Source organism: Ignavibacteriales bacterium (genome assembly GCA_016709765.1).
Lineage (GTDB): Bacteria > Bacteroidota > Ignavibacteria > Ignavibacteriales > Ignavibacteriaceae > IGN3.
Genome location: JADJMD010000008.1, coordinates 350945 through 363718, shown reverse-complemented (window position 1 = coordinate 363718; position 12774 = coordinate 350945). Strand labels below are relative to the sequence as shown.

The 12774-nt window shown below is 31.7% G+C and carries 19 protein-coding genes and 1 tRNA gene; 18 read left to right on the top strand and 2 right to left on the bottom strand.

Annotated elements, in window-relative coordinates; genetic code table 11:
- The first annotated feature begins 8 nt into the window (after positions 1-8).
- From pgsA to IPJ23_03025, 6 genes are read left to right on the top strand one after another with little or no spacing between them, the layout of a single operon-like run.
- The gene (gene pgsA / locus IPJ23_03050) at positions 9-614 is read left to right on the top strand and encodes a CDP-diacylglycerol--glycerol-3-phosphate 3-phosphatidyltransferase (GenBank protein MBK7629691.1); all 606 of its coding nucleotides are present in this window, start codon (positions 9-11) and stop codon (positions 612-614) included.
- On the top strand, positions 592-1053 hold the full coding sequence (locus tag IPJ23_03045; protein MBK7629690.1) for a phosphatidylglycerophosphatase A: 462 nt from the start codon (positions 592-594) through the stop codon (positions 1051-1053). Before pgsA ends, IPJ23_03045 begins: the two co-directional genes overlap by 23 nt.
- Before the next feature lie 3 nt (positions 1054-1056).
- Positions 1057-2313 carry a competence/damage-inducible protein A gene (locus IPJ23_03040; GenBank protein ID MBK7629689.1) on the top strand — a complete coding sequence of 419 codons (1257 nt, stop codon included), beginning with the start codon at positions 1057-1059 and terminating at the stop codon, positions 2311-2313.
- Positions 2303-2860 carry an RNA 2',3'-cyclic phosphodiesterase gene (gene thpR, locus IPJ23_03035; protein ID MBK7629688.1) on the top strand — a complete coding sequence of 186 codons (558 nt, stop codon included), beginning with the start codon at positions 2303-2305 and terminating at the stop codon, positions 2858-2860. Before IPJ23_03040 ends, thpR begins: the two co-directional genes overlap by 11 nt.
- 2 nt (positions 2861-2862) lie before the next feature.
- Entirely contained in the window at positions 2863-3921 is a 1059-nt protein-coding gene (gene recA / locus IPJ23_03030) for a recombinase RecA (protein MBK7629687.1), read from the top strand.
- 23 nt (positions 3922-3944) lie between these two features.
- Complete coding sequence (locus IPJ23_03025; GenBank protein MBK7629686.1) at positions 3945-4580, top strand: regulatory protein RecX; 636 nt, start codon at positions 3945-3947, stop codon at positions 4578-4580.
- Here IPJ23_03025 and IPJ23_03020 read toward each other — a convergent pair.
- Positions 4561-5004, bottom strand: a complete 444-nt coding sequence (locus IPJ23_03020) for an NUDIX hydrolase (GenBank protein MBK7629685.1) — start codon at positions 5002-5004, stop codon at positions 4561-4563. The genes IPJ23_03025 and IPJ23_03020 overlap by 20 nt on opposite strands.
- A gap of 198 nt (positions 5005-5202) precedes the next feature.
- Here IPJ23_03020 and IPJ23_03015 point away from each other — a divergent pair, with 198 nt between their 5' ends.
- From IPJ23_03015 to IPJ23_02990, 6 genes are all read left to right on the top strand, one after another.
- Positions 5203-6024: a phenylalanine 4-monooxygenase gene (locus IPJ23_03015; GenBank protein ID MBK7629684.1), complete on the top strand. Its 822-nt coding sequence runs from the start codon at positions 5203-5205 to the stop codon at positions 6022-6024.
- Positions 6025-6165: 141 nt separating this feature from the next.
- Positions 6166-6636, top strand: a complete 471-nt coding sequence (locus IPJ23_03010; GenBank protein MBK7629683.1) for a peroxiredoxin — start codon at positions 6166-6168, stop codon at positions 6634-6636.
- 23 nt (positions 6637-6659) lie between these two features.
- Positions 6660-7118, top strand: a complete 459-nt coding sequence (gene bcp / locus IPJ23_03005; protein ID MBK7629682.1) for a thioredoxin-dependent thiol peroxidase — start codon at positions 6660-6662, stop codon at positions 7116-7118.
- Position 7119: 1 nt separating this feature from the next.
- Positions 7120-7527 (top strand): 6-carboxytetrahydropterin synthase, encoded by a 408-nt coding sequence (locus tag IPJ23_03000; protein MBK7629681.1) that lies wholly within the window; start codon positions 7120-7122, stop codon positions 7525-7527.
- Position 7528: 1 nt separating this feature from the next.
- Positions 7529-8095, top strand: a complete 567-nt coding sequence (gene folE, locus IPJ23_02995; GenBank protein MBK7629680.1) for a GTP cyclohydrolase I FolE — start codon at positions 7529-7531, stop codon at positions 8093-8095.
- Positions 8092-8805, top strand: a complete 714-nt coding sequence (locus tag IPJ23_02990) for an SDR family oxidoreductase (GenBank protein ID MBK7629679.1) — start codon at positions 8092-8094, stop codon at positions 8803-8805. The genes folE and IPJ23_02990 overlap by 4 nt, the downstream gene beginning before the upstream one ends.
- Before the next feature lie 35 nt (positions 8806-8840).
- Here the strand turns inward: IPJ23_02990 and IPJ23_02985 are convergent, their stop codons facing one another.
- Entirely contained in the window at positions 8841-9284 is a 444-nt protein-coding gene (locus tag IPJ23_02985; GenBank protein MBK7629678.1) for a Spy/CpxP family protein refolding chaperone, read from the bottom strand.
- Between the two features lie 130 nt (positions 9285-9414).
- On the opposite strand from IPJ23_02985, the gene IPJ23_02980 reads away from it, so the two are divergent.
- The 6 genes from IPJ23_02980 to IPJ23_02955 all read left to right on the top strand — a co-directional run bounded on the left by IPJ23_02980 (position 9415) and on the right by IPJ23_02955 (position 12693).
- Positions 9415-9960 carry an RNA polymerase sigma factor gene (locus tag IPJ23_02980; GenBank protein MBK7629677.1) on the top strand — a complete coding sequence of 182 codons (546 nt, stop codon included), beginning with the start codon at positions 9415-9417 and terminating at the stop codon, positions 9958-9960.
- A complete protein-coding gene (locus IPJ23_02975; protein ID MBK7629676.1) occupies positions 9953-10567 on the top strand; it encodes a hypothetical protein in 615 nt (204 codons plus the stop codon). Before IPJ23_02980 ends, IPJ23_02975 begins: the two co-directional genes overlap by 8 nt.
- Positions 10568-10576: 9 nt before the next feature.
- Positions 10577-11041 (top strand): hypothetical protein, encoded by a 465-nt coding sequence (locus IPJ23_02970; protein ID MBK7629675.1) that lies wholly within the window; start codon positions 10577-10579, stop codon positions 11039-11041.
- An 82-nt stretch (positions 11042-11123) separates the two neighbouring features.
- Positions 11124-11207, top strand: a tRNA-Leu gene (locus IPJ23_02965).
- Positions 11208-11247: 40 nt separating this feature from the next.
- Positions 11248-12009 carry a tetratricopeptide repeat protein gene (locus IPJ23_02960; GenBank protein ID MBK7629674.1) on the top strand — a complete coding sequence of 254 codons (762 nt, stop codon included), beginning with the start codon at positions 11248-11250 and terminating at the stop codon, positions 12007-12009.
- 63 nt (positions 12010-12072) lie between these two features.
- On the top strand, positions 12073-12693 hold the full coding sequence (locus IPJ23_02955; protein ID MBK7629673.1) for a hypothetical protein: 621 nt from the start codon (positions 12073-12075) through the stop codon (positions 12691-12693).
- The last annotated feature ends 81 nt before the right edge of the window (positions 12694-12774 follow it).

The window sequence follows — 12774 nt, the reverse complement described above, 5'->3', positions numbered from 1 at the left end:
AACTAAAAATGACACTCCCAAATCAACTAACAATTCTCAGAATAATTTTAACTCCGATTTTCCTATATCTATTTTTATCCAATGATCCTTTGCTAATTCAAATCTCACTCGGCGTTTTTTTAATTGCTGCATTAACTGATTGGTATGATGGTTGGCTTGCAAGAAAATTTAATTACATAACAGATTGGGGAAAATTTTGGGATCCGCTCGCGGATAAAATTTTAACTTCAACTGCATTTCTTGGATTTGTTTTGGTTGGGCTACTTCAGTTATGGATGGTTGTACTTATCATACTTCGTGATCTGATAGTTACACTATTAAGAATATATGCTGAAAGCAGGGGGTATAATTTTGTTACAAGTTATTACGCAAAGTGGAAGACTGTTCTTCAAATGGTGTTTTTGTATTATTTACTCCTACTTTATGGCGGGCTTAACACAATTGAAGTCTATAATGGGAATGAGCAGTTATTCAATCAGCTATCCAGCAAAAATTTAATCTATATTATTATGTTAGTGATTACAATAATTACGGTGCATTCAGGTATAACATATCTTTTAAAAAATAAACATCTTATAAAAAAATTATTTAATGAAACAAATAAACTGGTTTGAAAAATTAATTGGCTCTGGCTTTTATACGGGCTATATTCCAATTGCTTCAGGTACTTTTGGAAGTTTAGCAGCAATTCTAATTTACCTCATCCCGGAGTTTGAAAATCTTTACGTTATTATTCCAACAATAATTGTTGTTTTTGTTTATGGATTATTTGTTTCATCAAAATTTGAAAAAGTTTATGGTAAAGACCCTTCCCAATGCACTGTAGATGAAGTGGTTGGAACTTGGATTGCACTTATTGCGCTGCCAAAAACATTTTTAATCATTTTAACATCATTTCTAATTTGGCGATTGCTTGATATTGTTAAGCCTTTTCCCGCAAGAACTTCAGAAACCTTAAAAGGTGGATTAGGAATAATGATAGACGATGTAATCGCTGCTTTTTATTCTCTAATAATTGTTCAACTTATTGTTTACATATTCGGAGTCTATTAAAAAATGAAAGCTTATTTAATATCAATTGGGGATGAATTATTAATTGGGCAAACGATTAATACAAATGTTGCGTTCATCGGCAATCTTATAGCGGATAATAATATCTCAATAATAAAATCGACTGCTATTGGAGATGATATTAAAATAATTTTTGATGAACTTGAATTGGCAGCTTCAAATGCTGATTTAATAATTTGTACTGGCGGACTTGGTCCAACACACGATGATGTTACGAGAAGTGCATTTGTTCAATATTTTAAAACAGAATTAGTCCAGAATTTAGACGCTCTTGAGGATATTAAAAGTATGCTTAAGCGGCGGGGAAGAGAACTAAAAAAAACGCACGAAGATCAAGCTATGGTTCCTAAGGTTGCTACTGTTATAAGAAATGAAAATGGGACTGCTCCTGGCTATTGGATTGAGAAGGATAATAAAATATTTATTGTAATGCCGGGCGTGCCTTACGAAATGAAGGCGATGATGAGCAATCATATCATTCCAAAACTGATTGAAAAAATGGGACAACCTACCGAATTTATAAAGAAAGTTACACTTCAAACTACTGGATTGCCGGAATCCACTTTAGCTGAGCGTTTAGGAGACATTGAAATTATTTTAAAAGGAGCACAATTAGCTTTTTTGCCGAATCAATTTGGAGTAAGATTAAGGGTAACAGCTAAATCTGAAAGTGAAGAACAAGTAAATAACCAGCTTTTGGAAATAGAGCAAAAAATTAGAAATAAAGTTGGCAGATTTATTTACGGTAGAGGTGATGAAAATTTAGAAGAAGTTGTTGGAAGATTATTGAAAGAACGCGACTTAAGAATCGCAGTTGCAGAATCTTGTACGGGCGGAGGATTAGCCGATCGTCTTACTAATGTTTCTGGAAGCAGCAGCTATTTTGAACGAGGCATTGTTACATATAGTAATGCCGCAAAAGTGGAACTACTTAAAGTGAATGAAGATGTTATACTGGAAAAAGGTGCTGTATCTGCTGAAGTAGCTTTACAAATGGCTGAAGGAATTAAATCAACTAGTGGTACTGATATTGGAATTTCATTAACCGGAATAATGGGACCAACAGGCGGCGTAGCAGATAAACCAGTTGGTACTGTATTTATCGGATACTGTGATAACAAAGTGTGTACTGCTATAAGATTTCAATTTGGTGAAGATCGTGTGCTCAATAAAAGCAGAGCTACTCAAGCCGCACTTGAGATGGTTAGAAGAAGTTTATTAGGAATTGCATTTGAAGAATAGACTTTTTATTTCACTTAACTTACCGGATGGGGTAGTTGAAAAAATAATAAGTTTGCGTGACACTATTAGTGTTGATAAAAATGTAAAATGGGAACCAATTAACAAACTACATCTAACTTTAAAATTTATTGGCAATGTTTCAAATGAGATGATGGGAAAAATCTCTGACGAATTAATATTCTTTAAAGAATATGAGATGATTAAATGTTCGTGCATCAAATTTGGTTTCTTTTATCGCGATCGCAAACCAAATATTTTAATGGCACAGTTAGTAGTGGATGATCAATTACAACTAGTAATTGATAAGATTAATGAGACTTTGAACAAATTTAATATCCCAACTGAGAACAGAAAATTCAACCCGCATATTACATTGCTAAGAATAAAAAATGAGTTGGAAATTAACTTTGTTAACAAGTTCAAAAAAATTACTTTTAAACCAATACTTTTTAATGCTAATTCAATTACGCTTTATAAAAGTATTCTGCATCGGGAGGGATCTGAGTATATTGAAATCAAAAATTATAAACTTAAAGAATTGGAGTAAATATGGCTTCTGAAAGAGAACAAAAACTAAAAATTATTGATGATACAATTGCCGGCATAGAAAAAACGTACGGCAAAGGTTCAATAATGAAACTTGGGGATGGAATAGTAAATGACATTGAAGCAATTCCAACAGGTGCTTTGTCTTTAGATATAGCACTTGGAATTGGTGGCATTCCGCGAGGAAGAGTCACCGAAATTTATGGTCCGGAATCCAGTGGCAAAACAACATTATGTCTTCATATCATTGCAGAAGCACAAAAGATGGGAGGACTTGCAGCATTCATCGATGCAGAACATGCGCTTGACGTTAATTATGCAAAACGTCTTGGGGTTGATACTGCAAATCTTCTTATCTCGCAACCGGATTTTGGTGAACAAGCTTTAGAAATTGTTGATACTTTAGTACGCAGCAATGCTTTGGATATTATCGTCATAGATTCAGTAGCTGCTCTTGTTCCGCGTTCTGAAATTGAAGGTGAAATGGGAGATGCAACAATGGCGGTTCAGGCAAGATTGATGTCTCAGGCTTTAAGAAAATTAACAGGAGCAATTTCCAAATCAAAAACATCCGTTGTATTTATCAATCAGCTTAGAAGTAAAATTGGAGTTATGTTTGGTAATCCTGAAACAACTACAGGCGGTAACGCACTTAAATTTTATGCTTCAGTTAGAATTGATATCAGGAGAATAGCTGCAATTAAAGATGGTGAGAATGTAATTGGTAACAGAACAAAAGTTAAAATTGTTAAGAGTAAAGTTGCCCCTCCATTCAAGCAAACAGAGTTTGATATTTTGTACAATGAAGGAATCAGCAAAACTGGTGATGTTATCGATATGGCCACTGAACTGGGAATTATTAAAAAAGGCGGAGCGTGGTTTACTTACGGGGAAGACAGAATTCAGGGTAGGGAACAGTTCAGACAGAAACTCATTGAATTTCCTGATATGTATAAAAAAATAGAGATAGAAATAAAAACTAAACTTGGTTTACCGGGATTTAAATCTGATGCTCCTGCTGAAGAAAAAACAGATGAAAAACCTAAAGGTAAAAAGAAATAGATAAAAAGTTAAGATAATTTTAGATGAAAATTGAAAGAGTTGTTAGAAAAGATGAAAAAAATGTTTCAGTTTATTTTGAAGATGGACAACGATTAATTTTATCTGAAGATACATTTTACAGCAGCGGTCTTAGGAAAGGTGATGAAATTTCCGAAGACCGCTTTTCTTTTTTTGTAGAGCAGAATATTCTTTATTACATAAAACAAAGAGCGATATCATTTCTTGCAAGAAGATTCCATTCTGAAAGAGAATTACTTCTTAAATTAAAAACTAAGTCTTATGAAGAAAGATTAATTAAAATTGTTCTAAAAGAATTGAAAGAAAAATCTTTTATTGATGATCAGATTTTTACCAACCATTTTGTAGAAGAAAAACTCAATAAAAAACGATGGGGGAAAAATAAAGTTCGTGCAGCACTTTTTAATAAAGGAGTTTCGGCAACTATTATTGAGGAGGTATTGCAATCGTTTGATTCTGATTTAGATCAAAATGAAGTTGCATCAGAGTTAGCAAAAAAGAAGTATGAAACTTTAAAATCTCGTGAAAGTGATCTGCGAAAACTTAAACAAAAAATCATTTCGTTTTTGTTGGGAAGGGGTTTTGATTATGAAGTTGCTTCAGGAGCAGTGAACAAAATTATTAAGCAGGATTTGGACTAGCTGGTTTTATTTTTGTTTCAAGTTTATTAACAAAGTTTTTAATATCATCATTTTCAATATTATCCAAAGCCTCTCTAACAGCAAACCATTTACGCTTACGTAGATTTTTTTCCGGATAATCTTTTAATTCCTTTGTTACTTCCATTGAAAATATTCTAACATAAGAAGTTCGTGTTTTCTTCTTTAGTTCAAATGAACCAAGTTCAACAGTTTCATTTTCTCCTATAACACCTGCTTCTTCATAAGCTTCTTTTTTTGCAGATTCAAAAGCTGAAAGATTGAATTCTATAAAACCTTTTGGGAATATCCATCTTTGCTTTTTTATCGAAGTGATTAATAACAGTTCAATGCTACCGTTGTTAATTCTATAAGGAATAACACAGGATTGATTAAACTCGAATTCAGTTTTATTTATTTCTGCCAATTATCTAATAATGTTATGATAAAGTATCTAAAATCGATGATAGAAAAATTTCTAAAGCAAAATAGAAATTTGTTAAGCTATATGAAAATAGTCCTATGTAAATATCAATAAAATAGTAATGTGTTTAGTTAAGCAATTCTCATTGAAAATGTAGAAACCAATCTTTAACTTCTATACAAAGAATAACAGGAATCTGAAATGAACAAAAAACAACCTGAAGAAAAAATTGTATCTGCATATGAAAAAGCAGCTCAAGAAGGTATTGATCCAAGGTGTATCCCACAGCGGTTAGAAAGCAAGGTTCCTCAACACGATGAAATCGTTTATCCAGATTATACCATAGCAGAACAAGATAATTGGAGAATTCTTTATAATCGTCAAATGGAATTGTTAAACGGAAGAGCTTGTGAAGAATATATTGAAGGAGCAAATATATTAAATCTTTCAAAAGATCGTATCCCAGCTTTAAAAGATTTAAGCCACATTTTTTATGATTCAACGGGCTGGAAAGTTGCCCGCGTTCCAGGATTAATCCACGAACAAAACTTTTTTGAATTGCTCCGTAATAAAATTTTTCCCTCCACTGATTATATCCGAACAAAAGATGAACTTGATTACACACCCGCTCCAGATTTATTCCACGATATTTTTGGGCATATGCCATTGTTAACTAACAAAAATTTTGCTTCCTTTTATCAGATGTTTGGTGAAGCTTCATTAAAAGCAGAAGGTATAAATCGAACATACTTGGAAACATTGCACTGGTTTACAGTTGAATTTGGTCTGATCAGAAAACCAGAGGGAATGAGAATTTATGGAGCTGGAATTGTCTCATCTCTTGGTGAAGTGCAAAGCGCATTATCAAATAAGGTTGAAGTAAAAGAGTTTGATCCTGAAAATATTATTAATCAGGAATATGATGTTTGGCACTTGCAGCCAATTTTATTTGCTATAGAATCTTTTGAACAGCTTGAGCAGGGGTTTAAGGAATGGACAAAAAAAATTGGGTTAATCAATTAAATTGAACTATTATCATTTATTCTTGTTATCTGCATCAACAATCAAATATGATTCTTGAATGTACAAAGCCTTTTGGGTAACTTGAAATAGAAAAACTAAAATCATTCCGTAATCTATAAAAATATAAACAAGGAGTATATAATGGCACTTAAAGTTGGAGATAAAGCACCAGATTTTACGTTATTTAATCAAGATGGGGAACCAGTTTCGTTAAGTTCCTTTAAAGGAAAAAACGTTGTTGTTCTTTTCTTTCCTGCAGCTAACACAGGCGCTTGTACAAAAGAGATGTGTACATTTAGAGATGAATTAAAAGTTTATGAAGATCTAAATGCACAAGTGTTAGGAATTAGTGTCGATTCACATTTTGCATTGAAAATGTTTCATGAAAAAAATAATTTTAACTTTCCATTGTTAAGTGACTTCAATAAAAAAGCTATAAAGGCCTATGATGTGGTACTGGATGTTTTTGTACCGGGTAAATTTGATTACTTAAATACAGCAAAGCGCGCTGCATTTGTGGTTGATGATGCTGGAAACATAGAACACATTGAAGTGCTTGCAAACCCTGGTGATCAACCTAATTTTGAAGCAGTTAAAAAAGCACTTGCATAAAATAATTTATTGGAGAGTCATTTATGTTAGAAATTGGTAAAAAAGCACCTGATTTTTCTTTGGAAAATCAAGATGGTAAAAAAATATCTTTAAAAGATTTTACAGGAAAAAAAGTTGTTCTTTATTTTTATCCAAAAGATGATACAAGTGGGTGTACAAAAGAAGCTTGCAGCTTTAGCGAAAACTTGCCAAAATTTTCCAAGATTGATGCTGTAATTCTTGGTGTTAGTCCTGATTCAGTTAAATCACACAAAAAGTTTTCTGAAAAGTACAAACTTAAAATAGATTTGCTTGCCGATGAAGATAAAAAGGTTATTGAAAAATATGACGTTTGGAAAGAAAAAAGTATGTACGGTAGAAAATATATGGGTGTAGAGCGAACGACTTTTGTTATCGATGAAAAAGGAAAAATTAAAACCATTTTTAACAAAGTAAAAGTTGATGGACACGATAAAGAAGTATTAGAGGCTTTGAAAAATTAAAATGATTTATCTAACAAGAAGAGAAACTTTTGCCGCCGCACACAGATTATTTAAAGATGGATTAAGTGATAATGAAAATCTTGAATTATTTGGAAAGTGCAGCAATCCAAATTGGCACGGACATAATTATACTTTAGAAGTTATTGTTGCCGGAAATGTTGATCCGGCAACCGGCTTTGTAATTGACCTTAAAAAACTTAAAGAAATTATTCATCAGCACGTAATTAGTAAAGTTGATCATAAAAATCTTAATATTGATACAGAATTTATGAAAGGATTAATTCCAACTTCTGAAAACATTGTTGTGGCAATCTGGAATCAATTGAAAGATAAAATTCCGGCAGGCAAACTTTATTCCATAAAGCTATACGAAACAGAAAATAATTACTTCGAATATCGAGGAGAATAATATGGACAATAATAAAACTCAAAAGTTGATTAGAAATTTGTTGATTGAAATTGGCGAAGATCCTAATCGTGAAGGTTTATTAAGCACTCCAAAACGTGTTGCTGAAGCTTATGAATTTTTAACAAAAGGCTATAATCAGGATATTGAAGAAGTTATTAATGATGCCATATTTACAGAAAAATATGATGAGATGGTATTAGTTAAGAATATTGATTTTTATAGTATGTGTGAACACCACATGCTTCCTTTTTTTGGGAAAGTTCATGTTGCATACATTCCAGATGGAAAGATTGTTGGATTAAGTAAGATTCCAAGAATTGTTGAAGTGTTTGCACGGAGGCTTCAGGTTCAGGAAAGAATGACTCAGCAAATTGCAGATACTTTAGAAAAATATCTTCAGCCGATTGGTGTTGCTGTTGTTTCTGAATCTTATCATATGTGTATGATGATGCGTGGAGTAGAAAAACAAAATTCATCTGCAACTTCCAGCGCCATGCACGGAATTTTTAAGGATGATGCACGTACAAGATCAGAATTTTTAAATCTCATCAAAATCAAAAACTTATGAGTAAAGAAAAATCCGGAATATGGATAACAGGCGCAAGTTCCGGTATTGGCAGGGCTGCAGCAATAGAATTTGCAAAAACAGGTGCAAAAGTCTTTGCATCTGGAAGGCGATCAGCAGAACTTGAACGAATAAATACAGAATTAGACAGCAATAAATTAAATGTTGAAGTTTTTCCCTGCAATGTAGCATCACAAACAAATGTTGATCAAACAGTTAAAAAAATTTTAGTGAATAATAAGATTAATTGTTTAATTAACAATGCGGGTATAACTTCCTTTAAGTTGGCGGAAGAAAATTCTATCAACGAAATTAATGATATCATTAACACAAATCTTTTAGGTTCTATCTACTCTATCAAAGCTGTGCTTCCTCAAATGATTGCCAACAAAAGTGGAACGATAATTAACATCCTTTCTGTTGTAACAAAAAAAACGTTTACAAAAAGCAGTATATACTCGGCATCAAAATGGGGATTGCTTGGTTATTCAAATGCTTTAAGAGAAGAAGTAAGAAAGTATAATATAAAAGTTATTAATGTTATTCCTGGCGCAACCGCTACACCAATCTGGTCAAAAGAAATGCGAAATCAATTTGAGAACCGAATGATGACAAGTGAAGATATTGCTCGAGTTTTAGTTTGGGCATTTCTGCAAAAAGAAAATCTTGTTACTGAAGAACTTGTTTTAAGACCGATTGAAGGTGATTTATAAAAAAGCCGGCACTAACCGGCTTTTAAATTTGTGTATTAGTTTTTGCGATCCCGCATTTTGTTTTTCATCTTTCCAATATTTTCCTGTTTTTCCATCCAGACTTTTCTTTGTGCGTTATCGAGTAACTCATACACATCCATTTGATGATTCGTTCGTGCAAGTGCCATATCATTTCTGATGGCGCTAATTTCTTTTGTAAGATTTATCATATCATTACGTGATAAATTTTCACTTGATTTGAGTTTACGCATTTCTAATTCTTTAAGTTCAAGTGCGGATTTGAACTTTATAACTTTTTCTTCAAAGGATAATCTTAATGATTCAATCTTTTTTTCCTGCTCTTCAGTAAGATTTAACTGCTTTTTAAGTTCCATTTTGAAATTATTTTGTCGCTGATGATCTCTTTTCTGAGAATATATCTGCGGATTAAAAATTGTTATCGCAAAAAGTACTACAAATCCAAGAATTAAGTTTCTCATGTTTTTTCCCTTTCTATAAATGTTTTTGGTTTTGATCTTTGGACATCATAGAATTACTTTTGGTTTAAAAGAAAAATCATTAAACCATTACAAAGTGTTTTTTGTCTAACTGGCAACTAAATAAAACTGTATGCACGAATTAAACAACGATTTTGAACTAATTAAAAACTTTACAGATGGCGATGAATCGGCTTTTAATCGGCTTGCAGTTAAATACCAGGAAAAAATTTACTGGCATGCACGAAGAATGACAGGAAATCATCTTGATGCTGATGAGATTGTACAGGAGGTGCTACTAGTTCTTTATAGTAAATTGAAAACTTTTGAATTTAAATCTTCTTTATATACTTGGATTTACACCATTACAAATTCACGCAGCATAAATTATTTAAAGAAAAAAAAATTAAAAAGTTTTTTTAGTCTTGACGAAATATCGAATAATAAATTTGATCAGAAAGATGTAATTGATGACTTGGAATCAAAGCAAAAGGTTGAAAAAATTGAAAATGCGTTGCAAAAACTTCCTGTTAAACAAAGAGAAGTATTTATTATGAGAAATTTTGATGAGCTTAGCTATGAGGAGATTTCTCAAATTACAAATAAAAGTGTTGGTACTTTAAAAGCAAATTACTTTCACGCTTTAAATAAAATTAAGGATTTGGTGAAGTATGATTAACAATGAAGAAAAATTTTATTCATATTTAAGTGGGAAGATGAATCCCGATGAGAAAATTAGATTTGAAAACGATTTAAATCAATCAAGCGATCTGAATGCTGAGTTTATTAAGTATAAAAATGTGCAGAACTTTATTGATGAAGTAAAAGATGTTAGGTTAAATAATGATTACACAGAATCTTTAATCACAAACTTCCGTAATAGTCTTAACTCAAAAAATACAAAAAGAAAATCGCCAATAATCAAATATGCATTTGAAACTTTGGTCGTTGCCGTTGTGGGATACTTTTTAATTTCATCCTTTGATAAAGAAACACCCCAGAATATTCAATCTCTCGTTTCTGATTATTCGGAAGCTGAATTGGACTCATTTAGTAATAATTATCATTTTTCATCAAACTCAGAAAGTAATATTACTGAATACGATGCTAACGTTTTGGATTCAATTTATAATGCTAATTTTTCGGCAGGATTAATCGAATCCATTAGTAAAAACAAAATGGCTGATATTCTAAATATTAATAATGTCAGTAATGTAGATGAATATCTTTCTGATAATGATATTGATGAAATCTATGCTCAATTAATTGATAAAGAAATTTTATAGGAGATAAATATGAAAAAAATAGTTATAAGCTTGTTAATGATTTTATTTTTGGCAGCATTTACATATCCGCAAAAAATGAAAGAAAAAATAAGGCAGAATAAAAACAAACTTGAGCAATTAGAAAAAGTAAAATTGATAGAGTCATTGGATTTAAGTGAAGATGCTGCTGTTAGATTCTTTTCCCGTAGAAATGAATCCAGAAACGAAATTGCAGCATTAGAAGATAAAGCTGACGATTTACTGGTTGAAATTGAAGATACTTTCAACTCAAATGATAGGAATATTGAAGCGAAACAAAAACAATTAGTCTCAGAATTTTTAAAAACCAAAGATTTATCTGATCAAATGAGGAATCAGTTTATCAAATCACTTGATGATATTTTAACAACTAAACAAATTGCTAAGTTAGTTGTTTTCGAAAAGAAATTTAGAGATGAAATAAGAAAAGTTCTTTTAGATAAGAAACGTCATTAATTTCTACCTATAATATTTTTCCTGAGTACTCATAAAGTGTTGATTTTCTTAACTGATAGCTATAATTTGACACCTCAAATTCGCGGAAGTGGTGAAATTGGTAGACACGCTATCTTGAGGGGGTAGTGCCTTAATTGGCGTGCGGGTTCAAGTCCCGCCTCCCGCACAATGTGATTCATTTATTTAACCAAAATAGGAATAACACTATGACGAGAAACAGCTTATTTTTTACTGCTTTGATCTTTTTAAGCGTATCCATCTTTGGAATTGCTCAGGATATGAAACCGGAAGCAGGAAAACTCTACAACGAAGGTAATGCATTTTTAAAGAGTGGTAACTTTTCTGGTGCGATTGAAAAATATAGTGCTGCATTGCAAATTGAAAAAGACTACAGAATTTATTATCAAAAAGGTGTAGCTCTAAAAAAAGCTGGCAATTTGGAAGAATCTAGACTTGCTTTTGAGGAATGTTTAAAACTTAATAGTGGTTATGAAGGTGCACTAAATGCTTTGGGAGGCGTTTATTTTTCTATGGGAAATTATTCTGCTGCCATAAGTAATTTTGAAAAAATCCTGAATTCAAATGCAAGCAGTTCAGTAAAGACGAAAGTAAAAAAGAATATTTCTCTTGCTTATGCAAAGCTTGGTAATGAGTCTTTATCGAGTGGGGATTCTAACAAAGGAATTGAATATCTAAAAAAATCTGTCGAAAACGACAACTATGATGCCGCATATTTATCTCTTGCAAAAGTTTATACTGAAACAGGTAAATACGATGATGCGATTACTGCAGCACAAAATGCTTTAAAGTATCGTTCAAAAATTACCAAAGGTGGACCTTACTATTACATTGGTATTTCATATAAAGGTAAAGGCGATAACATAAAAGCTAAAGAAAATTTTAAATTAGCTTCTGCAGATCCAACGTATAAAAAAACTGCTGATTACGAACTTAGTTCATTAAAATAAAATTGTAGAATTCTTAAAAACCCTCGTAAATTCGAGGGGTTTTTTTTATCTATTGGTATCACTTTGAAGTTAAATAAATTATCTGAAATTGAATTATTAGCTCTTTTGAGTGCCGCTTCAGTGTTGCGTAAAAAGAAGAGTTTTGATATAATTCTGGAAAAAATGTTGAGTGAAAATTATTCAGAAAAAAAAATTTATGAAACCATTTTACAAACTTATTTATTTGCAGGATTTCCAAGTGCGCTTATTTCACTAAAAAAAATCAACAAAAATGTTGCAAATAATTCGGTATATGTTCGATATGATATTAAAATATATCAAACTCGCGGTGAAAAGAATTGCAGAACTATTTATGGAAATAAATATGATAAACTTATTTCAAACGTAAAATCATTTTCTCCAGAATTGGCAGAATGGCTAATAGTTGAAGGTTACGGCAAAGTTTTGGGCAGAAAAGGGTTATCACTAATGGAAAGGGAGGTTTGTATTGTTTCCATACTTTCAGCATTAAAATTTAAAGATCAACTTTATTCTCATATAAATGGTGCTATTCGAGTAAAAGCAGATTTTGAGTTAATAAAGAAAACGATTTCCAACCTTGAATTAATATCTGCAAAATCCTCTGCCAAATTTGGGTTAGCAGTTTTAACTAAATATCTACTGGCAAAGAATCGAACTCAATAGTTTCATTCCAACGTTACTTTAAAATCCTGAAAAAAGAACAATCCTTATACTCCTTTGTCCTAATTAAAGTTAAAATTTGTA

Coding starts and splice junctions, on each gene's coding strand:
- pgsA (MBK7629691.1), top strand. CDS start 9: ATGACACTCCCAAATCAACTAACAATTCTCAGAATAATTTTAACTCCG.
- IPJ23_03045 (MBK7629690.1), top strand. CDS start 592: ATGAAACAAATAAACTGGTTTGAAAAATTAATTGGCTCTGGCTTTTAT.
- IPJ23_03040 (MBK7629689.1), top strand. CDS start 1,057: ATGAAAGCTTATTTAATATCAATTGGGGATGAATTATTAATTGGGCAA.
- recA (MBK7629687.1), top strand. CDS start 2,863: ATGGCTTCTGAAAGAGAACAAAAACTAAAAATTATTGATGATACAATT.
- IPJ23_03025 (MBK7629686.1), top strand. CDS start 3,945: ATGAAAATTGAAAGAGTTGTTAGAAAAGATGAAAAAAATGTTTCAGTT.
- IPJ23_03015 (MBK7629684.1), top strand. CDS start 5,203: ATGAACAAAAAACAACCTGAAGAAAAAATTGTATCTGCATATGAAAAA.
- IPJ23_03010 (MBK7629683.1), top strand. CDS start 6,166: ATGGCACTTAAAGTTGGAGATAAAGCACCAGATTTTACGTTATTTAAT.
- bcp (MBK7629682.1), top strand. CDS start 6,660: ATGTTAGAAATTGGTAAAAAAGCACCTGATTTTTCTTTGGAAAATCAA.
- IPJ23_03000 (MBK7629681.1), top strand. CDS start 7,120: ATGATTTATCTAACAAGAAGAGAAACTTTTGCCGCCGCACACAGATTA.
- folE (MBK7629680.1), top strand. CDS start 7,529: ATGGACAATAATAAAACTCAAAAGTTGATTAGAAATTTGTTGATTGAA.
- IPJ23_02990 (MBK7629679.1), top strand. CDS start 8,092: ATGAGTAAAGAAAAATCCGGAATATGGATAACAGGCGCAAGTTCCGGT.
- IPJ23_02985 (MBK7629678.1), bottom strand. CDS start 9,284: ATGAGAAACTTAATTCTTGGATTTGTAGTACTTTTTGCGATAACAATT.
- IPJ23_02980 (MBK7629677.1), top strand. CDS start 9,415: ATGCACGAATTAAACAACGATTTTGAACTAATTAAAAACTTTACAGAT.
- IPJ23_02975 (MBK7629676.1), top strand. CDS start 9,953: ATGATTAACAATGAAGAAAAATTTTATTCATATTTAAGTGGGAAGATG.
- IPJ23_02970 (MBK7629675.1), top strand. CDS start 10,577: ATGAAAAAAATAGTTATAAGCTTGTTAATGATTTTATTTTTGGCAGCA.
- IPJ23_02960 (MBK7629674.1), top strand. CDS start 11,248: ATGACGAGAAACAGCTTATTTTTTACTGCTTTGATCTTTTTAAGCGTA.